The organism is Pseudomonas sp. S2_A05, assembly GCF_054668485.1.
The window spans coordinates 823319-845780 of record NZ_CP162775.1 but is presented as its reverse complement, the minus strand read 5'-3'; the positions used below and the strand labels follow the sequence as shown (position 1 = coordinate 845780).

Here is a 22462-nt window from a genome sequence, read left to right as displayed (position 1 = left end):
CATGAAAAACGACAACCTGCGCGCCGACCGTGACGACCTGGATGACTTCATCCCGCGCGCTCCGGCCAAGCGTGAAAAGAGCCTGGTGCTGCAAGTCGCCACCGGGGTATTCCTCGGTGGCCTGGCCCTGTGGCTGGTGCAACTGGCGGCGACAGCCGTCTATGCCAAGCTGATGCTCGGCACGATTACTTTCGGCAGTTAAGCCAGTTCAGCCGAGCGCTGGGTGGCGGCATCGTCGTAAATCACATACAGCGATTCGGCGACCTGGCTTTTGATGGCCTTGCTGCTTTCGAGACCGAGGACGAAACCTTCGGCCTTGCCGCCGGCGCGGTTCAATTCTTCGGCGGTACTTGCCCCGGTGATTGCATCGAAAAGTTTTTCGGCGTGCGGGCCGATCCCTTTGGGCAGGCTGATCTGTGCAGTGCTCATGCAGGCACCTCGGTGTTGCGAGTGATTTGAATCATGGCGCGTACCTTTGCGGCGAATGGCCGGCAGCGCGTGTGACCACTTCCGGGCTGCCATGGTAGACCTCTGAGGCCTTTCTGGTAACCGCCAATCGCTGACAAAATCCCGTCCGTCCCGACGAATCGCAAAAGTTGCCCAGCGATGCTTGACTTCTCTTTTTGAATCAGTAACATACGCACCAATTCCGCAATAGCTCAGTTGGTAGAGCAAGTGACTGTTAATCACTGGGTCCCTGGTTCGAGTCCAGGTTGTGGAGCCAAATAGCAAAGCCCCTGAATCGCAAGGTTCAGGGGCTTTTTTGTGGGCGCACGAAAAATACCAAAAGGCCGATCTGTTTGGGCAGATCGGCCTTTTCTGTTTCAGACGCAGCGGTCAGACATGTTCGCTGCTTTTCACCTGAACCTTAGGCGCGCCGTGGCCATGGTCGTGGTCATCCGGCTCGATCACCGGCACTTCCTTGCCATCGCAATCATGCAGCTTGCCGTCGCTGAAGTAATCGCCTTCTCGCAGCGCGGCGAGATCGCGATAACGCAGGGTGCGCTCTTCGGCTGCGGCGAACACCGACTGTTGATCCGAGTTGCCGGTCGTGAAGTGGTTGAACGCCAGGTTGAGCAGGATCGCCATGATTGCCGACGAACTGATGCCCGAATGGAAAATAGTCGCGAACCAGCTCGGGAAGTGATCGTAGAAGTTCGGCGCTGCGATCGGGATCATGCCGAAACCGATCGAAGTGGCGACGATGATCAGGTTGACGTTGTTGCGGTAGTCCACCTTCGACAACGTGCGAATGCCACTCGCCGCCACGGTGCCGAACAGCACGATCCCTGCGCCGCCGAGGACAGAAGTCGGCACGGCGGCAATCACCCGGCCCATGAACGGCAGCAGGCCGAGCACCACCAGGAACAGGCCGCCGGTGGCGACCACGAATCGGCTCTTGATCCCGGTCACCGCCACCAGGCCGACGTTTTGCGCGAAAGCACTTTGCGTAAACGAACCGAAGATCGGCGCAAACATGCTCGACAGCATGTCGGCGCGCAGGCCGTTGCCCAAGCGTTTGGAATCTACCTTGGTGTCAATGATTTCGCCCACGGCAAGGATGTCTGCCGAGGTTTCCACCAGCGTCACCATGACCACAATGCACATCGACAGGATCGCGGCGAAATGGAAGGTCGGCATGCCGAAGTGGAACGGTGTCGGGAAGCCGAACATGGGACCGGTGGTGACACTGGAGAAATCCGCCATGCCGAGGAACACCGCCAGCACCGTGCCGATGACCATGGCCAGCAGAATCGACAGCCGAGAAATGGTCGCGCTGCCAACCTTGCTCAACAGCAACACCAGCACCAGCGTCACCGCTGCCAGACCGATGTTCTGCATGCTGCCGAAGTCCGGCGCGTGGCTGTTGCCACCCATTGCCCAGCGTGCGGCCACTGGCATCAGCGTCAGGCCGATAGTGGTGATCACAATGCCGGTGACCAACGGCGGAAAGAACTTGGTGATGCGCGAAAACACTGGCGTGATCAGCAAGCCGATCAACGAGGCGGCAATCACCGCGCCCAGCACCGATTGGAAACCGCCCTCCCCGCCACTGCTGACGATCGCGACCATGGTCGCCACACCAGAGAACGATACGCCCTGGACCAGCGGCAGCTGACAGCCAAAAAACGGCAGACCCAGGGTTTGCAGCAACGTCGCCAGCCCCCCCGCAAACAATGAAGCAGCAATCAACAGACCAATGTCCGCCGGCGACAGACCGGCCGCCTGGCCAATGATCAGTGGCACCGCAACGATACCGCCGTACATGGTCAGAACATGTTGCAGGCCGTAAGCCATATTCGCGCCGACCCCGAGGTTTTCGTCCTCGGGCCGTTGGTGTGAAACATGGGGCGTTTTCATGGTGGGGGTTCCCTGGTTTTTGTTATGCGCACACTGTATTCAATACTCAGGACAAATGTCCATAGAGTTGTATACAACTTGTCAGTCACATAATGGTTAGGTAGCCATCCAACCTTCTAGTCTGCGCTTCTTGCCCCAACAAATTCGGCAACACATCCCCGCTGCGTCCGCGCCAGTGCCCACCAGGCTGAAGTGTTCACGGCGACCGACGGTGCAGTCGCGCTCTTTCAGCGGCCATCGGCGAAATCCGTCGCGTATTGGAGCCTGATGTAAAGCCTTAGATGGAGGCTGGCGCGATTACCCGAGCCAGCGCTTGCCGCACACGCGGTGAATCAGGCACTTGAAGATCAAACTCACGCCGCAGCAATTTCATCAGCTCGTCGACATCCGCCACCTCGCGCCGCTCACTGTCCGCGCCCATGTGATGAATGGCAAAACTGCCGTTGTTCAGGGTTTTGCGCCAGCCAGCGCCGGTGCGCGCCACCATCAGGCGCTGGGCAAAAGGTGATTCGGGATGCGTCGAGACGTACCAGTTGCCGACGGTGTAATCGATGTCTTCCTGGCGCTGCAGATCAAACAGGTACATCGGCCGCCACTCGCCTGCGACCTGGGCGCGCAGCAGGTAGCCTTCGTTCTGCTTGTCGATGCGGTAGGGTTCGTGCGGGGTTAGTTGCTCATGTTCACTGTCGAGCAGCAGCGGTGCGGTGGGCACCATGCCGCCAAAGCCGACGTCGGTGATGTAACGCACTGCGTCGATGGTCACCAGACTCAGACGATGGGTGCGCGCCGTCCAGCTGCCTTCCGGTTGATTCATCACGACGCGCCCGTTGATCGCCCGCGCGTCGAAGCCCAATTCAAGCAGCAGCGCATAAAACAAATGGTTGAGTTCGTAGCAGTAGCCGCCCCGCCCCTGCTGCAGCACCTTGCTTTCGATGGAGTCCAGGTCGATCGACACCGGTTCACCCATGATCGTAGCCAGATTTTCGAAAACAAATTCGGCGGTATGGCGCAGTTGCAACTGACGCAACGTATCCAGTGTCGGTGGCGGCGGCGCATCGAAACCCAAACGTTGCAGATACAGATTGGTATTGCTCAGCCGTAGCGCACTCATTGCTCGATCCTTATGCATGGGCCGCAGAACACTGCGTGGATGTTGCCCTGTATACGGGATCAGGCACGGCTTTCGACAATTGATTTCGCCAATCGCCCGCTCAGCGCTTTTTCCGCGAAGCGATGCGAATCCATGTCGGTGCATGGTCGCTGGCGTGCGGTTCGTTGCGCACCCAGGCGTCGACGCCGGCATCGTGCAGATACGGGCTCAATGCCGGGTTGAGCAGCAGGTGGTCGATGCGCAGGCCGGAGTTGGTTTGCCAATGATTGCGGAAGTAATCCCAGAAGGTGTAGAGGCGTTCTTCGGGATACACGTGGCGCAGGGAATCGGTCCAGCCCTGATCCAGCAACCGCTGGTAGCACTCGCGGCTTTCAGGTTGCAACAAGGCGTCCTTGAGCCAGGATCGCGTGTTGTAGATGTCCATGTCGGTGGGCACGACATTGAAGTCACCGGCGAGCACCACCGGGTGATCGCTGCCTTGCAGGTCTTTGGCGTAATTGATCAGACGCTCGAACCAGGCCAGTTTGTAATCGAATTTCGGCCCCGGCTGCGGGTTGCCGTTGGGCAGATACAGGCAACCGACCAGCACACCGTGCACCGCCGCTTCGATATAGCGGCTGTGCGTGTCATCGGGATCGCCGGGCAAACCGCGTCGACTCTCCAGCGGCTGCGCATCACGCGCCAGAATCGCCACGCCATTCCATGACGCCTGGCCCTGCCAGATCGCGCCGTAACCGACGGCCTCCAGTTCGGCGGCGGGAAATGCGCTGTCCACCGACTTGAGCTCTTGCAGGCAGACGATGTCCGGTTGGTCGCGCTTGAGCCATTCCAGCAGATTCGGCAGCCGCGCGCGCATGCCGTTGACGTTGAAGGTGGCGATTCGCAGGTTTTTCATCGTCTGCAACTCCTGCCCGGTGGGATTGCAAATTGTGACCCTGAGAACGCTGCGCAGGTTGCATCGAATGACAATGCGACAGCTCAGACGCGATTACGCAGCCATTGCAGGAAGCCTCTTTTCGGCGCGACCACGGGCGCTTCCTCGTTCAGCGACTGCGCCTTGTGCAGGCGGAAATCGAGCAACGCCTGCATCGCATCATGGATGTCATGGCGCGCGTCCAGGCACGGTTTCAGGTAGGACTTCTCGATGCGATACAGGGCGCAGAAAGTCTTCGCGGAAAAATCCGCCGGCAGCGCGGTGTCGGAGAGAATCCCGGCCTCGCCGATCACCTCGCCCGGCCCCATGCGCCCGGATTCCGGGGTGCACCATGGCGCTTGAGCGTCACCGATACCACGCCGGATTCAATGATGAACAAATGATCGCTGACCTCCCCGCCCGCCAGAATCGTTTCGCCGGCGCGGAAGGTTTGCAGGGTCATGTTCTGGCTGAAGGTGTCTTTCTCTTCTTCACGCAGAGTCGAGAAGATCGGTGAGCTTTCCAACAACGCCCTTGGCCGCGACAACTGCGGTGCGGCGCTGGTCTCGTTGCTCGACAGCAGGTTGACGCCGGAGGCCTGCAAATGCCGGTAAGCGAGGTCGAACAACTGATTGCGCACCACGCGCTTCTCGCCCATCGAGGCGACAAATCCACTGATTTCGTATTCCGCGCCGCCGCTGGCAGAACTCTTCAACGACACGCTCGGCGCCGGTGTGTCGAGCAATTGCCGACAACCCTGCATTGCCCGCTCCAGCGCCTCGATTACCGAACTGGGCCGGGCATGGGGGCTGACAGGCACGCTGACGGAAACGCCGAACATATTGCTCGGTCGGCTGAAGTTGATGATTTTGGCTTTCGCCGCCAGCGAGTTGGGAATCACGGCCATGCTGCCCTGACTGGTTTGCAGACGCGTGGCGCGCCAGTCGATGTCGGTGACGCGGCCCTCGGTGCCGTCGATGGAGATCCAGTCATCGAGTTGATAGGGCTTGGTGGTGTTGAGGACGATGCCGGAGAACACGTCGCTCAAGGTGCTCTGCAAGGCCAGACCGACAATGATCGCCAACGCGCCCGACGTCGCCAGCACGCCTTTGACCGGCAGATCGAGCACGTACGCCAGCGCCGCAATGATCGCGATGAGGAAAATCACCGCGCCGAGCAAGTCCTGCAACAGCCGGCCGGTGTGGCCGACCCGCTGCATCATCACCGCGCCGATCAACACCGTCAGGGTGCGTGCACCAAACAGCCACCAGCCGATCTGCAACCCGGTCGCTGCCAGATGCAGCGGCACGTTGTCGGCCCACGGCGCCGGCTCCATCGGGTTGAGGCCTTCGTTGAACAGCACAATGCTGAACAGGGCGAAAATCAGCACCCGCACCAACAGCTTCCATTCGCTGCCGCGAGAGCTGATCAGCCGCCACAGGCCAAGATCGAGCAGGATCAGGATCAACGCGCTAAACAACGGGTGTTCGGTCAGCAGAGACAGCATCAAACAACTCCGACAAAGGCCAATCGCGAGAAGATCGCACAGATTGGCACAGTGTAGGAGCAATTGATTTCGGCGGATGAACCGCCGCTTGAAAACACTGCGAAACCCTGTAGGAGCTGCCGAAGGCTGCGATCTTGAGGCTGTGGGACGCGGAGCGTCCCCGGCTGCATTCCCACGCAGAGCGTGGGAACGATCAGACGCTGAAAAACCTGTGGGAGCGAGCCTGCTCGCGAAGGCGTCCTGTCAGTCACTACCTCTTCGACTGAATCAGAGCATTCGCGAGCAGGCTCGCTCCCACAGGGAAGTTTCAGTTGCCAGTAAAGCTCGGGGTCAGGCGTGCATCCGGCCAAAACGCCCGGACTGGAAGTCGGCGAAGGCCTGATGAATTTCCTGCTCGGTGTTCATCACAAACGGGCCATGGCCGACGATCGGTTCGTCGATCGGCTCGCCGCTGAGCAGCAATACCACCGCGTCTTCGCTGGCCTGGAGAGTGAGTCGATCACCGTCGCGTTCGAACAGCGCCAACTGCCCGACCCCTACCGATTCCGCGCCGTTGACCTGCACCGAACCCTTCAACACCACCAGTGCGGTGTTGCGTCCTTCGTGCAGATCAAGCGTCAGCAGCTTGCCGGCATTGAGGCGCAGATCCCAGACGTCGATCGGCGTGAAGGTGCGCGAAGGTCCGGTGTGCCCGTCGAATTCACCGGCGATCAGACGCAGGCTGCCGGCGTTGTCCTTGAGCGCGATGTTCGGAATGTCGCGGTCGAGAATGGTCTGGTAACCCGGCGCGGCCATTTTGTCCTTGGCCGGCAGGTTGACCCACAGCTGGACCATTTCCAGCTTGCCGCCGGTTCTGGCGAAATTCTCCGAATGAAACTCTTCATGGAGGATGCCGGACGCTGCGGTCATCCACTGCACGTCGCCCGGGCCGATGGTGCCGCCGCTGCCGGTGGAGTCGCGGTGTTGCACTTCGCCGTCGTAAACGATGGTCACGGTTTCAAAACCACGGTGCGGGTGCTGGCCGACGCCACGCTGTTCGGTGGTCGGGGTGAATTCGGCGGGACCGGCGTGATCGAGCAGCAGAAACGGGCTGATGTGCTTGCCCAGGTTGTCGTAAGAGAAAAGTGTGCGCACCGGAAAACCATCGCCGACCCAATGGCCGCGCGGGCTGGTGTAAATGCCGATGATATTTTTCATGGGGTCTCCAATGTGTAAATGCATTGGATTAAGCCTAAAGGCATATCGAATATTCGACTAGACGGTGAAAACCGGCTTGAGTGTTCCATGTGCAGAACAATTGGGTCAGCAGCGCGCATTTCGCGAGCAGGCTCGCTCCCACAGCAGACTGCATTGGTTCAGAGGCACCGTGCGAGGCCGTGCATGGCGTCGCGCAGCTTGCCGATGGCACGCTCGATAAACGCGTTATCACCGTCTCGGCACGCCGTGTCCAGATCTGCACACGCCGCAACAACCCGCGCAGCGCCGACCATTTGCGCGCCGCCCCTGATGCGATGGGCCAGCTCACGCAGGCCGTTGCGGTCGCCGACGTGGATATGATCCAGAGCCTGGAGATCATCACGCAGGCTGTTGCCGACTTCCTTGCGCAAACGCTCGATCAACGAGTGATCGGTCCCGGCCATCTGCTCCAGGGCACTCAGGTCAATCTCGACCGACTCGGCGCCAGGCGGTTCATCTTCGTGAAGCTCGCAACGGCGGGCGCCGTTCATGGCTTCAGCCAGATCATGCAAGCGAATCGGTTTGAACAGGCAGCCGTCCATGCCGGCATCCAGACAGCGCAGGCGCTCTTCGATCTGCGCGTTGGCCGTAAAACCGAGGATCAGACAGGGCCTGCGGCCGCTGGCGGCTTCTTCGTTGCGAATCGCCTGTGCCAGTTCATAGCCATTGCGTCGCGGCATGTTGCAGTCGGTGATCACCACATCGAAGGCCTGGGTTCGCCAGCGGTCCAGCCCCTGTTCTCCGTCGCCCACGTCTACCGTGCGATGCCCCAATTCACTCAGTTGCCAGCACATCAGCAAGCGATTGACCGGGTGATCGTCGACTACCAACACGCTTAATACACACGTCGCGGCCGCCGCCTCGGGCGTTGCCAGTGTGGTCGTCACCGACGTCAGCAGCGGCAACTGGATATTGATTTTTACTCGCGTGCCTTGCCCGAGATCACTATCGAGACCCAGCGTGCCGCCCATCATTTCGCAGAGGTTACGGCTGATCACCAACCCCAGGCCGGAACCGCTGCGCGCCGCTTGAAGGCTATTGCTCGCTTGAACGAACGGGCTGAACAGGCGCTTTTGATCCTCGGCACTTATACCGATGCCGCTGTCCTCGATAAGCACCTGCACATTCACTTGCTCGTCCGATATCGCAACGATCTGCAGACGCAGGCTGACCTCGCCTGCCTCGGTGAATTTGATCGCATTGCTCAACAGGTTGGACAGCACCTGTTTGAAGCGCGTCGGATCGGTCAGAACATCCACGTCGGCGCGCGGATCAAGTTCGATGCGCCACAACAAGCGCTTCTGCCGCGCCAGCCCTTCGAACACCCGACATACCGACGACACCGTCTCCCGCAGGTTGGCCCGCTCGGGCGCGAGGGACAAATGCCCCGATTCGATACGAGCGATATCGAGAATGTCGCCAATCAACGCCAATAATTGCTGGCCGGCATTCGACGCCACCTGAATGGCGAGTCGATCGGTCACGCCCTCCTCTGCGCGCTTGAGGGCCAGTTCGAGCATGCCGATCAGGGCGTTCATCGGCGTGCGGATCTCGTGGCTCATGGTCGCCAGAAAAGTGCTCTTGGCCCGACTGGCTTCGTCCGCCGCGTCCTTGGCCTGTTGCAGTTGCAGCAACCATTGCTGACGCTGGTGGATCTGCCGGCGCTGCCAGCCAATCCACAGCAGTGCCAACAGAAGCAAGGCAGCTGCGCTGGCGAAACCAAGCAGAATCTCCTGACGGTGGCGCAGCCAGTAGCTGTTCTCGACCACTACATCGTGGCTCCAGCGCTCCACCAGTTCATCCATTTGCTGCGGCGCAATGCTCAGTAACGCCTTGTTCAGGATCGAGTGCAGCAATGCCGATTGCGGCGCCGTGGCCAATGCGATGCGCGCCGGCTGATCGCCAACGGTGCCGGTAATTCGCAGGCGATCGCGGTACTGCCGGGCAATCAGAAAACGCGCCACCAGCAACGAGCTCACCGTTACGTCGACCTGTCCTCGGGCAATCAGCGCCATGCCTTCGGCGGGGCTTTTGACTTCGACCAGACGTAGTCCGGGCACGCGTTGCAACAGGTATTCGCGCAACGGGTGGCCGCGATAGATGGCCAGGCGTTTGCCCGCCAGGTCGTCGAGCGGCAATGGATGTGGCCCGTTCGCCGCACTGACCAGCACGAACGGATTGTTCAGATAGGCGCGGGTGAATTGCAGTTGCGCTTCCCGCTCGGTGCTCGGCGTCACTACCGGCAGGACATCAAGTTCACCCGCCTGGAGCTGCTCGAACTGATCGTTCAACGAGGTGCCACGCACGATCTCGAAATTCAGCCCGCTGCGCTGAGCGATGAGGCTCAACAACTGCGCTGCCAGGCCGTTGAAGCGTCCATCGGCATCGAAAAACGCCAACGGCGCGAAGTCTTCGACCGCGCCCACCCGCACCACCGGGTGCAGATCAAGCCACTGCTGTTCAGCGGCGCTGAGCTGTACCCGCGACTGTTCGGCCATCTCGGCGAGGCCGACGCTCCAGCGCTGTTCGATCAGATGCCGACGTTCCATGGGCACGGCCAGCAAGGCCTTGTCGACGATGCGTTTGAGCACCACATCGCTGCGCAACAACGCAAAGGCGAACGGATTGGCATCAAGCCCCGACGGCCCGGCCAATTGCAGGTCGTTGCGATAGTTGGTGTTGATCAGATAATTGGCGCTGATGAAGTCGCCCAGGTACACGTCGTCGGCACCGAAGGCGACCGCGCCGAGTGCATCCATGGCCGAAGCATAAAGCTGCACGTGGGCGCCGGGGTAGAACGCCTGAACATGGGCCAGTGGCAGGTAATCCTCGACCATGGCGATGCGTTTGGCCGTCAGGTCGGCGGTCAGCTTCTCGTCGTGGCGGGTGACCAGCATAGGCTGATCTTCAGCATACGGCCGCGACAGAACAAAGGCCGGATCCGCCGCTTCGAAACTGTTCGAGGTGCCCAAGAGATCAACGTCAGCGCGCTTGAGTGCGGCCATCAGTGCCGGCCGATCGGCGAAACGCCGCACTTCGATCCTGATGCCGAGCAGTTGCGCCAGCAGATCGGCGTAATCGGCGGTCAGCCCTTCCAGCTCATGCTGTTGGCGGGTGATTTCGAAGGGCGGGTAATCCGGGCCGGAGATGCCCATGCGCAAAACTGGATGCTCACGCAGCCACTGGCGCTCCCGATCATCGAGGCGGACCTGGATACCCCCAGGTTCGAGGCGCGCCAGCACCTCCAGTGTCTGCGGTTGGTCATTCGCCCCGACCGAGGCAACAAGCCCCAGCCACAGTCCTAAAACCCGCAGTCCCTGCGTCATGTCGAGGTACTCAGATCAAGTGATTGCGCTTGGCGAACTCACGCAGAAGCACCAGCGAACCCAGGCCAAGTTTCGCCATCATGCGGGTCTTGTAGGTGCTGACGGTCTTGTGACTCAGGTGCATCTCCTGGGCGATGGCTTTGTTTGGTTTGCCCAACGCCAGGTTCACGAAAATGCATAACTCTCGATCGGACAGCTGAGCGATCAGCTCCTGTTCAGTGCGTTGCACCGCGTTGTACAGACCGCTGGTATTGGGCAACGCAGAGAAATAGGTGTGGCCGGACATCAGCGCCTTGATAGCATCGTGCAGCAGCGTCAGATGATTGCTCTTGGTCACGTAACCCCGCGCGCCCGCGCGCAAACAGCGCTCCTGGTAATGCGTGGGCTCATGCATGCTGAACACCAGGATCCGGCAGCGTGCCGTCGGCGCTTTGATCTGGATTCGCGTCAGCACTTCCAGCCCGTCCATGGACCCCAAGCCGAGATCGAGCACGACCAGGTGTGGATCATGCGCGCAAATCAACGGCACGACTTCATTGCCATTGGACGCTTCATGAATCTGCGTGAAGCCTTGAGCCTGCAGGACAATGCGAATGGCCGCGCGCACGACTGGGTGATCATCGACGATCAGCGCTGACTTCATTGGTACTCCTGCAAAATCGAAGACACCGCAACAGTCTGTCCCGGAGTCGGTGGCTGCGCCGGCACTGTTACATGGATGAGCAAGAGAATCACCTGTCAGGTCTGACAGTTGTGCAGAGTGGTTTTTTATGCATTGGCATGGCGCAACGACGCGTGAGAGTCGGGCGGTGCCTGGCGTTCGTCGCAAGCTTCGACTCTCGCCATCACCTGCCCGATGAGCTGTGAATTGGGCAATGGCGTCGGGCTGATCTGCGCGTTTTCCTGAGCAAACCCCGCAACCGCCAGCAAGGGCGCCGACGGTTCGTTGTAGATCAGAGCGTGGCGAACCTGTGGGTGATCGAGCAGAAAGCCCGACAGATCCAGGGAGCCTGCCGCCAGCTCGGCATTGATCACCAATACATCGAACGGCTCGCAGCCGTAGTCGACCAGGGTCAACAATTCGCCGAGATTCTGCACCGGGGCGACGCGGTAGTAGCCGAGCGAGTTGAACAGGCGCTCGATTTTCATGCGATGAAAATGCTGCGGGTCGGCGATCAGGATGCGCAACGCTTTGTTGCTCATGGTCATTCTCCCGGTGAGGTTTGGGGAGGGCAAGACTACGCAAGCGCCGGGGATAGCTCTGTAGGACTTTTCCTAAAAATCCGCTCATTCATCCGGCGGCCCTGACGCATCAATATCCCCTGTGGGAGCGAGCCTGCTCGCGAAGGGGCTATACCAGTCAGAGACGTATTGACTGACACGGCGCCTTCGCGAGAAGGCTCGCTCCCACAGGGGAGAGCATTCCATGGCTGCTATTGCCAGCCGAATCGACGGATGTAGAAGCCTTTCACCGCTTGGGTCAAAGCCATGTACGCGAGCAGAATCATTGGCAGAAACGCGAAATACAGCGACGGCAGCGCCTGCAATTTGAAGTAATGCGCCAGCGGCCCCATTGGAAGGAAGATGCCGACTGCCATGATAATCGCCGTCATCACCATCAGCGGCATGGCTGCACGGCTTTGCAGGAACGGAATCTTCGGCGTGCGGATCATGTGCACGATCAGCGTCTGGGTCAGCAACCCGACCACGAACCAGCCGGACTGGAACAGTGTCTGGTGATCCGGGGTATTGGCGTCGAACACGTACCACATCAAGGCGAATGTCGTGATGTCGAAGATCGAACTGATCGGGCCGAAGAACAGCATGAAACGCCCGACGTCAGCCGGCTGCCAGCGCTGCGGCTGTTTCAGCATTTCGTCGTCGACGTTATCGAACGGAATGGCGATCTGCGAAATGTCGTACAGCAGGTTTTGCACCAGCAGGTGCATCGGCAGCATCGGCAGGAACGGGATGAACGCGCTGGCGACCAGCACCGAGAACACGTTGCCGAAATTGGAGCTGGCAGTCATCTTGATGTACTTGAGCATGTTGGCGAAGGTACGCCGCCCTTCGAGCACGCCCTCCTCCAGCACCATGAGGCTTTTTTCCAACAGGATGATGTCCGCCGCTTCCTTGGCGATGTCCACCGCGCTGTCCACGGAAATGCCGATGTCGGCGCTGCGCAGCGCCGGCGCGTCGTTGATGCCATCGCCCATGAACCCGACCACATGGCCGTTGCCCTTGAGCACACGGACGATGCGCTCTTTGTGCGACGGCGTGAGTCTGGCGAAGACGTTGGTCGTCTCGACCGCCATGGCCAGCTCAGCATCGCTCATGCGCTCAATGTCATTGCCCAGCAGCAAACCCTGTTGGCCGAGGCCGACCTCACGGCAGATTTTCGCCGTCACCAGCTCGTTGTCGCCGGTCAGCACCTTGACCGCCACGCCATGCTCGGCCAAAGCCTTGAGCGCTGGCGCGGTGCTTTCCTTCGGCGGATCGAGGAACGCCACGTAACCGATCAGCGTCAGTTCCTGTTCATCGGCCAGGCTGTAAATCTCGCGACCGTCAGGCATCGAGCGAGCCGCGACCGCCACCACGCGCAGACCTTCGGCGTTGAAAGCGCCGGTGACCTGGCGAATCCGTGCCAGCAATTCATCGCTCAAAGCCTCATCAACTTCGCCGTGACGCACCCGGCTGCACACCGCCAGCACTTCTTCCACCGCGCCTTTGCAGATCAATTGGTGGGGCTGAGCGCGGCCCTCCACGACCACCGACATGCGCCGGCGATTGAAATCAAACGGGATTTCATCGACTTTGCGAAACGCACTGCCGACTTTCAATTCGCGATGGATTTCCACGTGTTCCAGCACCGCCACATCCAGCAGGTTTTTCAGGCCGGTCTGGTAGTAGCTGTTGAGGTAGGCCAGTTCCAGCACAGCGTCAGAATCCTCACCCCAGACGTCGACATTACGGGCGAGAAAGATCTTGTCCTGAGTCAGGGTGCCGGTCTTGTCGGTGCACAGCACGTCCATGGCGCCGAAGTTCTGGATCGCGTCGAGGCGTTTGACGATGACTTTTTTGCGCGACAGGAACACGGCCCCTTTGGCCGGGGTCGAGGTGACGATCATCGGCAGCATTTCCGGAGTCAGGCCGACGGCAATCGACAGCGCGAAGAGCAGCGCTTCGCTCCAGTCGCCCTTGGTGAAACCGTTGATGAACAGCACCAGCGGCGCCATGACGAACATGAAGCGGATCAGCAGCCAGCTGACCTTGTTGACGCCCTGCTGGAACGAGGTCACCGCGCGGTCCGTCGCGCCGACCCGTTGCGCCAACGCACCGAAATAGGTGCTGTTGCCGGTGGTGAGAATCAGCGCAATCGCGCTGCCGGAGACAACGTTGGTGCCCATGAACAGAATGTTGTCCAGCTCCAGCGGGTTACGCGTGTCGCGATCGGTCTGCCGGGTGAATTTCTCCACCGGCATCGATTCACCGGTCATCGCTGCCTGGCTGACGAACAGGTCCTTGGCGCTGAGCACGCGGCAATCGGCGGGAATCATGTCGCCGGCCGAGAGTACGATCAGATCGCCGGGCACCAGTTGCTTGATCGGCAGCTCCCGGCGTGGGCCATCGCGGCGCAGCACCGTGGCGGTGTTGCTGACCATGGCTTTGAGCGCATCGGCGGCCTGATTGGATTTGCTCTCTTGCCAGAAGCGCAGCAGCGTCGACAGCACCACCATGGAGAAAATCACCACGGCCGCCTTGAGGTCTTCGGTCAGCCAGGAGATCACCGCGAGCAAGGTCAGCAGCAGGTTGAACGGATTTTTGTAGCAGTGCCACAGATGAGTCCACCACGGCAGCGGTTGCTCATGCTCGACCTCGTTGAGGCCATGTTGCGCGCGCAGTGCATCGGCCTCGACCTCGGTGAGCCCCTCGCCGTGCGTGCCCAACGACGACAGCAACGCGGCGCTGTCGGCATGGGCGGCAGCCACCAGCGTACTGGCCAGCGTCGGCGGCACTTCACGGCTGACCCCGGTGTCGTTGATCGAATCCAGCAACGCGAGGCGACGGAAGTGCCGGGCGATGTGACGGCTGCGCAGAAAGCCTGCGAAAAATTCCTTGAGCGTGAGTTTCATGGCTGTGTCCCCTGTGGTCAGCCGGGAAACCGTCGAGCAGGTACCGCCGCGCCCTGGCACCGGGACAACCGGCGCGGCAAGGCTTGGCACGCCGGTCGGGAATGACAGGCGTGTCGATAGGCGGCGATGACGATTGAGGTCGTCAGCACGCTTGGTTCAGCGTCGTTGAGAAGGACGTCGAGACACGTTCCGGAACGGGTCGTGCACGGGATGCCGCTGCTCGCTGTTACGGCGAGACAACGGCAGGGAAAGACTGCGCGTTATCTTGCCGAGAATCTGCCGGTGATCGAGACCGGCCGACAACTGTCACTCGAACAAGTACCCACTGTGGGTCTCCGCAATTGATGAAAACGCGCGCAGCTTACGCCTGCAGCTAAACCGCTGGAAGAGGTGTTTGCCGGGAATGTGGGGGGTGTTCAGGAAGGGTTCAGATTCAGGATCTGTGGGGCTTTCCATGGCCCCTTCGCGAGCAGGCTCGCTCCCACATTCTGGCCTGCATTCACAGAACCATTGTGGGAGCGAGCCTGCTCGCGAAAGCGGTGTGACAGGCGCCGCATACTTCAGCTGGCAGTCGCCAACAACAGCTCCGCCACCGAGCGACTGTGCCCGCGCTGCTTGCCATGCTCGTACAACGAGCCAGCGATTTCATCGGCGCGAATCGGCAGCACCGACAGCAGCGTATCGCTCAGGCCATGGCTGGCCTGGCAGAAGCCCTGCATATATATGCCGGCCTTGCAGCGCTCGTCGGTGATCAGTTTGTAGTTGCGATCCACTTCGAATTCGCCGAGGTATTCCTCCAGCGGCGCGAGCAATTTGCGGTGCATCTGGCGCTCGTAACCGGTGGCCAGCACCACGGCGTCATAGATTCGCACCGTGACTTCCCCGGTGGCGTTGTTGCGCACGGCCAGTTCGATGCCGTTTGCCGTGGCAGTGGCGCTCTCGACGGTGGTCAGGGTGCGGAACGCATGGCGGGCAATCCCGGAAACCTTCTGCCGGTAGAAGATGCCGTAGATGCGTTCGATCAGGTCGATGTCGACCACCGAATAGTTGGTGTTGTGGTACTCGTTGACCAGACGCTCGCGCTCGACGCTGTTCTGCTGGAACACCAGATCAGTGAATTCCGGCGAGAACACTTCGTTGACGAACGGGCTGTCGTCCGCAGGCTTCAAGGCCGAGCCGCGCAGGATCATGTCGACCTGCACCGACGGGAATGAATCGTTCAGATCGATAAAGGCTTCCGCCGCGCTCTGTCCGCCTCCGATGATGGCGATGCTCATCGGTTGATTGTTCACGCAAGGCTGTCTGGCCATTTGCGACAGATACTGCGAATGGTGGAACACCCGATGATCGCCCTTCAGCGCCTTGAACGCCTCCGGAATGCGCGGCGTGCCGCCAGCGCTGACCACCACCGAACGCGTGGTGCGCACGAATTGCTGGCCGTCGCTGCCCCGGGAAATCACCCGCAACGCTTCAACCTGCTGGTTGTGCAACACCGGTTCGATAAACTGTACTTCTTCACCATAACGGCTCTGCTCGGTGAACTGCCCGGCCACCCAGCGCAGGTAGTCGTTGTACTCCATGCGGCATGGATAAAAAGTGCCGAGGTTGATGAAGTCGACCAGACGCCCGTGGTGCTTGAGGTAATTGACGAAAGAATACGGGCTGGTCGGATTGCGCAGGGTCACCAGGTCCTTGAGGAAGGAAATCTGCAACTCGCTCTGCGTCGACAATGTATTGCCGTGCCAGCTGTAGGTGGCCTGCTTGTCGAGGAACAGCACATCCAGTTCGCCCTGGATCCGGCCGCGCTCTTGCAGGGCGATGGCCAGTGCCAGGTTCGAAGGGCCGAAACCGACGCCGATCAGGTCGTGAACGATGGGCGATGCAATTGCCTGTGTCATTTCCAGTGTCCTCTGGATGAACCCCTCAACGCGGGGAAATAAAGCCTGGGTGGCCTGACCGGCCTGAATCAGGTCAGCAGGTCGTCTGTTGAGTAGGAACGAGGACGATGAAAGGAAATTTAACCGGCGCGGATCACTGGCCATCCCATTGCTGGATGCGCAAGCGGCAATGTTTCATGGCGTTGACGATGTGTTTTTCCACCAGCGCCCGGGAGATGCCGAGGGTCTGGGCGATTTCCGGATGGGACAGGCCTTCGATCTTGCGCAGCAGAAAACTGTCGCGGCACAGCGGCGGCAATTCGGCCAGTGCGCGCTGGAGCATTTCCAGGCGCTGTCCGTGATCAAGGGTGCCGTGAGGCGAGGGAGTGAAATAGCGCTCTTCGTTATCCAGCACGTCCAGCGATTCGACCTGGCGCAGCGCGTTGCGGCGGTGATCGTCGATAACCAGGTTCAACGCGGTGCGATAAAGGAAGGCCCGGGGTTGTTCGATCGGCACCTCGCTGGAGCGCTCCAGCACGCGTACGTAGGCGTCATGCACCACATCCTCGGCGACCTGACGGTTGCCCAGTCTGGCGTTGAGGAAACACACCAGCTCACGATAGTAGTTTTCCAACATGACTCCCGACCGCATCGATGCCGTTTCTGTCCTTGAGCGCACTGATCAGACCTGCGGATCACGCAGTAGCAAGATAGTGGCAACTTGAGGTGCGTAATTTATAGTAATTCTCATATAGATTTAAAGAGTTGATTCCATATCCCGGACAAATAGTCGTCGCCCGGCTACGGTAACTCGATGTGTCTGCGGCTAAATTCCGTCGCCCATGCCTCGTTTACAGGACAGCCCCTGTGTCTGTCGTGCCTTGCGACGGGCCGCAACCACTGGCCGGAACCCTGCATGAATCGTCCCCGCCCCGCCCGTCGCGCGCTGTTTGCCGCCCTCTGTCTGATTCCCGTGATCGCCGTTGCTGCCTGGCAGGTTTTGCCACCCGGTCGCGACGCCGTTGCCACTGTGCAGGTCAGCCGGGGCGATATCGAAAACAGCGTGACGGCGCTCGGTACCTTGCAGCCGCGCCGCTATGTGGATGTCGGGGCGCAGGCTTCGGGGCAGATTCAGAAGATTCACGTCGAGGCTGGCGATACGGTCAAGGAAGGCCAGTTGCTGGTGGAAATCGACCCGTCGACACAGAAAGCCAAGCTCGATGCCGGGCGCTTTTCCATCGAAAACCTCAAGGCGCAGTTGCAGGAGCAACGCGCCCAGCACGATCTGGCGCAGCAGAAATACCAGCGCCAGCAGAAACTCGCCGCCGGTGGCGCCACCCGCGAGGAAGACGTGCAGACCGCGCGCGCCGAGGTTCGCGCAACCCAGGCGCGCATCGACATGTTCCAGGCGCAGATCCGCCAGGCCCAGGCCAGCCTGCGCAGCGACGAAGCGGAGCTCGGTTACACGCGCATCTACGCGCCGATGAGCGGCACCGTGGTCGCCATCGGTGCGCGCGAAGGCCAGACCCTCAACGCGCAGCAACAGACCCCGCTGATCCTGCGCATCGCCCGACTGTCGCCGATGACGGTATGGGCCGAAGTTTCGGAGGCCGACATTGGCCACGTCAAACCGGGCATGACCGCTTACTTCACCACCCTCAGCGGTGGCACTCGGCGCTGGAGCAGCACGGTGCGGCAGATCCTGCCGGTGCCACCACGTCCGCTTGAACAGAATCAGGGCGGCAGCCCTACCAGTGGTCGCAGCGGCAGCGAACGCGTGGTTCTTTATACCGTGCTGCTCGACGTCGACAACGCCGATCACAGCCTGATGACCGACATGACCGCCCAGGTGTTCTTCGTCGCCGAACAGGCGCAAGACACCCTGACCGTGCCGACTGCTGCCCTGCAACCGGGCTCGCGTCCGCAGTGGCAGCGGGCGCAGATCGTCGCTGCCAACGGTGATATTCAAACGCGGGAAGTGCGCACCGGCATCAACGATCGCCTGCGCACCCAGGTGCTGGAAGGTCTGGCCGAGGGCGAGCATGTTCTCAGCGCGCCGGCCACTGGTCATGGAGGCTGAATGCACACGCCCCTGATCGACCTGCGGCAGATCCGCAAAGCCTACGGCGGTGATGACAGCCCACTGGTGGAGGTGCTGCGCGGGATCGATCTGTCGATCCACGCCGGCGAATTCGTTGCGATTGTCGGCGCCTCCGGTTCAGGCAAATCGACGCTGATGAACATCCTCGGCTGCCTCGACCGACCGACCAGCGGCGAATACCGCTTCGCCGGGGAAAACGTCGCTCATCTGGACAGTGATGAACTGGCCTGGCTGCGCCGCGAAGCGTTCGGGTTTGTCTTTCAGGGCTATCACCTGATCCCGTCCGGCTCGGCGCAGGAAAACGTCGAGATGCCAGCGATCTATGCCGGCACCCCGGCCGCCGAGCGCCATGCCCGAGCTCACGCGCTGCTGGAACGTCTCGGTCTCGGCACTCGCACCGGCAATCGTCCGCACCAACTTTCCGGCGGCCAGCAACAGCGGGTGTCGATTGCCCGTGCGCTGATGAACGGCGGCCACATCATCCTCGCCGACGAGCCGACCGGCGCCCTCGACAGCCACAGCGGCGCTGAAGTGATGACCCTGCTCGACGAACTCGCCGATCAGGGCCATGTGGTGATCCTTATCACCCACGACCGCGAAGTGGCGCAACGGGCCAAACGCATCATCGAAATCCGCGACGGCCTGATCATCAGCGACAGCGCCGAGCACGCGTGCGCGCCGCCCGCGGCCAATCCCGGGGCGTTGCAAGCGGTCGACCTGCGCCAGCGCCTGAGCAGCGGCAGCAACCAGACCGGCGCCTGGAAAGGTGAACTGCTCGACGCTGTACAAGCGGCGTGGCGGGTGATGTGGATCAACCGCTTTCGCACGGCGCTGACCCTGCTGGGCATCGTCATTGGCGTGGCCTCGGTGGTGGTCATGCTCGCCGTCGGCGAGGGCAGCAAGCGTCAGGTCATGGCACAAATGGGCGCGTTCGGCTCGAACATCATTTACCTCAGCGGCTCGGCGCCGAACCCGCGTACGCCGGAGGGCATCATCACCCTCGACGACGTTGCCGAACTGTCCACCCTGCCCCAGGTGGAACGGATCATGCCGGTCAACGGCTCGACCGCCGGGGTGCGCTTTGGCAACGCCGACCACAGCAGTTACGTCGGCGGCAATGACACCAACTTTCCGCAGATTTTCAACTGGCCGGTGATTCAGGGCAGCTACTTCACCCAGGCCGACGAGGACAGCGCCGCCGCCGTCGCGGTGATCGGCACCAAGGTTCGCGACAAGTTGCTCAAGGATGTCGCCGACCCCATCGGTCAATACATCCTCATCGAAAACGTGCCGTTCCAGATCCTCGGCGTGCTTGCGGAAAAAGGCGCCAGCTCCGGCGACTCCGATAGCGACAACCGCATCGCCGTTCCCTACTCGGCGGCGAGCACGCGCCTGTTCGGCAGCCGCAATCCACAATACGTGGTGATTGCCGCCAAGGACGCGCGCAAGGTCAAGGACGCCGAACAGGCCATCGAACAGGCGATGTTGCGTCGACACCACGGCAAGAAGGATTTCGAGCTGACCAACAATGCCGCGATGATCCAGGCCGAAGCGCGCACGCAAGGCACGCTGTCGCTGATGCTGGGGGCGATTGCAGCAATTTCTCTGCTGGTCGGCGGCATTGGCGTGATGAACATCATGCTCATGACCGTGCGCGAACGTACCCGCGAGATCGGTATTCGCATGGCCACCGGCGCCCGTCAGCGCGACATCCTCCGACAGTTTCTCACCGAGGCGGTAATGCTCTCGGTGGTCGGCGGTGTCGCCGGGATTGGCTTGGCACTACTGGTTGGCGGCGTGTTGCTGCTCAGCGGCGTGGCGATCGCCTTTCAAGCGCTGGCAGTGATCGGTGCGTTTGCCTGTGCGCTGGTCACCGGTGTCATCTTCGGCTTCATGCCGGCCCGCAAAGCTGCCCGGCTTGACCCGGTCACGGCCCTTACCAGTGAATGATCGACCTATGAAAGTGCGACTGACGTTCCTCGCCGCCAGCTTGTTGCTGGCGGCCTGCAGCAGCCCGGCGCCGCGCCTCGACAGCGGCGTGCAGCCACCGAGCGCGTGGCAGTCCGCCGACAGCCACGGCGCGCTGCAGAGCAATCGACAATGGTGGACGCAATTCGGCAGCCCCGAGCTGGCGCGACTGGTCGAACAGGCGCGGCTGGGCAGCTACGACCTCGCCGCCGCCGTGGCACGGGTCAGACAGGCCGAGGCCAGCGCAACCATTGCCGGCGCCCCGCTGCTGCCCGAACTCAAGGCCGGGCTGAACGCCAACCGGCAGAAACTGATCCACGGCAAGGGCTACAGCCAGTTGGATGTCAGTCCCGAGAATCGCTCGCTGGATTATTACGACGCCGAGCTCAGCGCCAGTTACGAAATCGATTTCTGGGGCGGCAAGCGTGCCGCGCGCGACAGTGCCTTGTTCGGTGTGCAGGCCAGCGAGTTCGACCGCGCCACCGTCGAACTGACCTTGCTCAGCGGCGTCGCCAACAGTTACACCCAGGCCCTGGCCCTGCGTGAGCAGGCGCGGATCGCCGAACTCAATCTGGCCAATGCACAGAACGTGCTGCATCTGGTGCAGACCCGTTTCGACGCCGGCAGCGCCACCGCGCTGGAACTGGCCCAGCAGAAAAGCCTGGTGGCGGAACAACAGCGTCGCCTACCGCTGGTGCAACAACAGGCCCGCGAAGCACTGATCAGCCTCGCCGCCCTGCTCGGCCAACCGGTGCAAGCGTTGCCGTTGCCCGAGCAATCCTTCGCCCAATTGCACTGGCCGGACATCGCCAGCGGCGTGCCGAGCGACTTGCTCAGCCGCCGCCCGGACATTGCCAGCGCCGAGGCCAGACTGGCGGCGGCGCAGGCTGATGTCACCGTCGCCCGCGCCGCGATGCTGCCGAAAATCACCCTGACCGCCAGCCTCGGCAGCGGCGCCGACCTTGCCGCCGACCTGCTGCGCACGACGTTCTACAACCTGTCCTCGGGGCTGACCGCGCCGATCTTCAACAACGGCCGCCTCAGCGCCGAACGCGACAAGGCCAAGGCCCGACAGGATGAACTGCTGGAGACCTATCGCGGGGCAATCATCAACGGCTTCGCCGACGTCGAAAAAGCCCTCAGCAGCATTCGCGGCCTCGACGAACAGCGGCAATGGCAAAGCGAAGAACTGAACCAGGCACAGACCGCTTTCGACATCGCCCAGAGCCGCTACCAGGCCGGCGCCGAAGACCTGCTCACCGTCCTGCAAACTCAGCGCACGCTGTATGCGGCGCAAGACCTGAACGTCCAGCTGCGCCTGTCGCGGTTGCAGGCGAGCATTGCCTTGTACAAAGCGCTGGGGGGTGGTTGGGAAGTGATCTGACGGAGATGCGTCGACTGAACTGACGCCATCGCGAGCAAGCTCGCTCCCACAGGGATCAGGGTAAATCTGCTGTTCATTCGTATCTTTGAGATAGCTATCGCGAGCAGGCTCGCTCCCACAGAAAAGCAAAGCAGCGCAGCTGCCCGCGGCGAAGCCGCCCCACTCAACAACGAGCGTTAGCTCGAGTGCTTTTGATCTTGATCTACCGGCGACGTCGGAAGGCTGCGCGGAGGGATTGATCCGGGCGTGGGAGCGCAGCGACCGTCTGGCGCAGCCAGACACAGCGGAAGGAGGTGCAGCGAAGCAAACCGGAAACGCTGCGCCCGGATCGATCCCGCAGCGAAGGAACCCGAGCCTGCGAGGGCCGAACGCAGGAGCAAGCGTTTTTTTGCTTACTTTTTTTAGGCGTTTGTAAAAAAGTGAGTCGCCGTAAGGGCGAAACCTTAGGTAGTCGTTACCGCAGCGATGGATATGTACTCACTCAAAATGCCCCCACCGCCCCAAAAAAAGCCTCCGCGAGCAAGCTCGCTCCTACAAGGGATTGC

15 protein-coding genes, 1 tRNA gene and 1 pseudogene are annotated in these 22462 nt (G+C 61.2%); 5 read left to right on the top strand and 12 right to left on the bottom strand.

Going from position 1 to position 22462, the window contains the following annotated elements; all coding sequences use genetic code 11:
* Position 1 precedes the first annotated feature (1 nt).
* Positions 2–202 carry a hypothetical protein gene (locus AB4O12_RS03790; protein ID WP_041478524.1) on the top strand — a complete coding sequence of 67 codons (201 nt, stop codon included), beginning with the start codon at positions 2–4 and terminating at the stop codon, positions 200–202.
* On the opposite strand, the gene AB4O12_RS03785 is transcribed toward AB4O12_RS03790, so the two are convergent.
* Positions 199–429, bottom strand: a complete 231-nt coding sequence (locus AB4O12_RS03785) for a hypothetical protein (protein ID WP_024012377.1) — start codon at positions 427–429, stop codon at positions 199–201. The genes AB4O12_RS03790 and AB4O12_RS03785 overlap by 4 nt on opposite strands.
* Before the next feature lie 219 nt (positions 430–648).
* On the opposite strand from AB4O12_RS03785, the gene AB4O12_RS03780 reads away from it, so the two are divergent.
* Positions 649–724, top strand: a tRNA-Asn gene (locus AB4O12_RS03780).
* Positions 725–837: 113 nt separating this feature from the next.
* Here the strand turns inward: AB4O12_RS03780 and AB4O12_RS03775 are convergent.
* The 11 genes and pseudogenes from AB4O12_RS03775 to AB4O12_RS03725 form a co-directional block, all read right to left on the bottom strand.
* Positions 838–2361, bottom strand: coding sequence for a nucleobase:cation symporter-2 family protein (locus tag AB4O12_RS03775; protein ID WP_024012376.1), 1524 nt, complete (start codon positions 2359–2361; stop codon positions 838–840).
* A gap of 277 nt (positions 2362–2638) precedes the next feature.
* The gene (locus AB4O12_RS03770; protein ID WP_460060376.1) at positions 2639–3472 is read right to left on the bottom strand and encodes an arylamine N-acetyltransferase family protein; all 834 of its coding nucleotides are present in this window, start codon (positions 3470–3472) and stop codon (positions 2639–2641) included.
* Positions 3473–3572: 100 nt separating this feature from the next.
* A complete protein-coding gene (gene xth, locus AB4O12_RS03765; RefSeq protein WP_460060374.1) occupies positions 3573–4367 on the bottom strand; it encodes an exodeoxyribonuclease III in 795 nt (264 codons plus the stop codon).
* An 83-nt stretch (positions 4368–4450) separates the two neighbouring features.
* Positions 4451–5892: pseudogene (locus AB4O12_RS03760) on the bottom strand (mechanosensitive ion channel domain-containing protein).
* 330 nt (positions 5893–6222) lie between these two features.
* On the bottom strand, positions 6223–7089 hold the full coding sequence (locus tag AB4O12_RS03755) for a pirin family protein (RefSeq protein WP_095179483.1): 867 nt from the start codon (positions 7087–7089) through the stop codon (positions 6223–6225).
* A gap of 158 nt (positions 7090–7247) precedes the next feature.
* Positions 7248–10454 carry a transporter substrate-binding domain-containing protein gene (locus tag AB4O12_RS03750; RefSeq protein ID WP_460060372.1) on the bottom strand — a complete coding sequence of 1069 codons (3207 nt, stop codon included), beginning with the start codon at positions 10452–10454 and terminating at the stop codon, positions 7248–7250.
* 10 nt (positions 10455–10464) lie between these two features.
* Positions 10465–11097: a response regulator transcription factor gene (locus tag AB4O12_RS03745; RefSeq protein WP_056784337.1), complete on the bottom strand. Its 633-nt coding sequence runs from the start codon at positions 11095–11097 to the stop codon at positions 10465–10467.
* A 125-nt stretch (positions 11098–11222) separates the two neighbouring features.
* Positions 11223–11657 carry an ANTAR domain-containing protein gene (locus AB4O12_RS03740; RefSeq protein ID WP_041478514.1) on the bottom strand — a complete coding sequence of 145 codons (435 nt, stop codon included), beginning with the start codon at positions 11655–11657 and terminating at the stop codon, positions 11223–11225.
* Positions 11658–11887: 230 nt separating this feature from the next.
* The gene (gene mgtA, locus AB4O12_RS03735) at positions 11888–14587 is read right to left on the bottom strand and encodes a magnesium-translocating P-type ATPase (RefSeq protein ID WP_460060371.1); all 2700 of its coding nucleotides are present in this window, start codon (positions 14585–14587) and stop codon (positions 11888–11890) included.
* 560 nt (positions 14588–15147) lie between these two features.
* Positions 15148–16485, bottom strand: a complete 1338-nt coding sequence (locus AB4O12_RS03730; protein ID WP_041478512.1) for a lysine N(6)-hydroxylase/L-ornithine N(5)-oxygenase family protein — start codon at positions 16483–16485, stop codon at positions 15148–15150.
* Between the two features lie 133 nt (positions 16486–16618).
* On the bottom strand, positions 16619–17101 hold the full coding sequence (locus AB4O12_RS03725; RefSeq protein WP_041478511.1) for a sigma-70 family RNA polymerase sigma factor: 483 nt from the start codon (positions 17099–17101) through the stop codon (positions 16619–16621).
* Positions 17102–17380: 279 nt separating this feature from the next.
* Between AB4O12_RS03725 and AB4O12_RS03720 the strand changes: the two genes are divergently transcribed.
* From AB4O12_RS03720 to AB4O12_RS03710, 3 genes are read left to right on the top strand one after another with little or no spacing between them, the layout of a single operon-like run.
* Positions 17381–18544 carry an efflux RND transporter periplasmic adaptor subunit gene (locus tag AB4O12_RS03720; RefSeq protein ID WP_460060370.1) on the top strand — a complete coding sequence of 388 codons (1164 nt, stop codon included), beginning with the start codon at positions 17381–17383 and terminating at the stop codon, positions 18542–18544.
* Positions 18545–20515: a MacB family efflux pump subunit gene (locus AB4O12_RS03715; RefSeq protein WP_460060368.1), complete on the top strand. Its 1971-nt coding sequence runs from the start codon at positions 18545–18547 to the stop codon at positions 20513–20515.
* Between the two features lie 7 nt (positions 20516–20522).
* Positions 20523–21917 carry an efflux transporter outer membrane subunit gene (locus AB4O12_RS03710; protein ID WP_460060367.1) on the top strand — a complete coding sequence of 465 codons (1395 nt, stop codon included), beginning with the start codon at positions 20523–20525 and terminating at the stop codon, positions 21915–21917.
* The last annotated feature ends 545 nt before the right edge of the window (positions 21918–22462 follow it).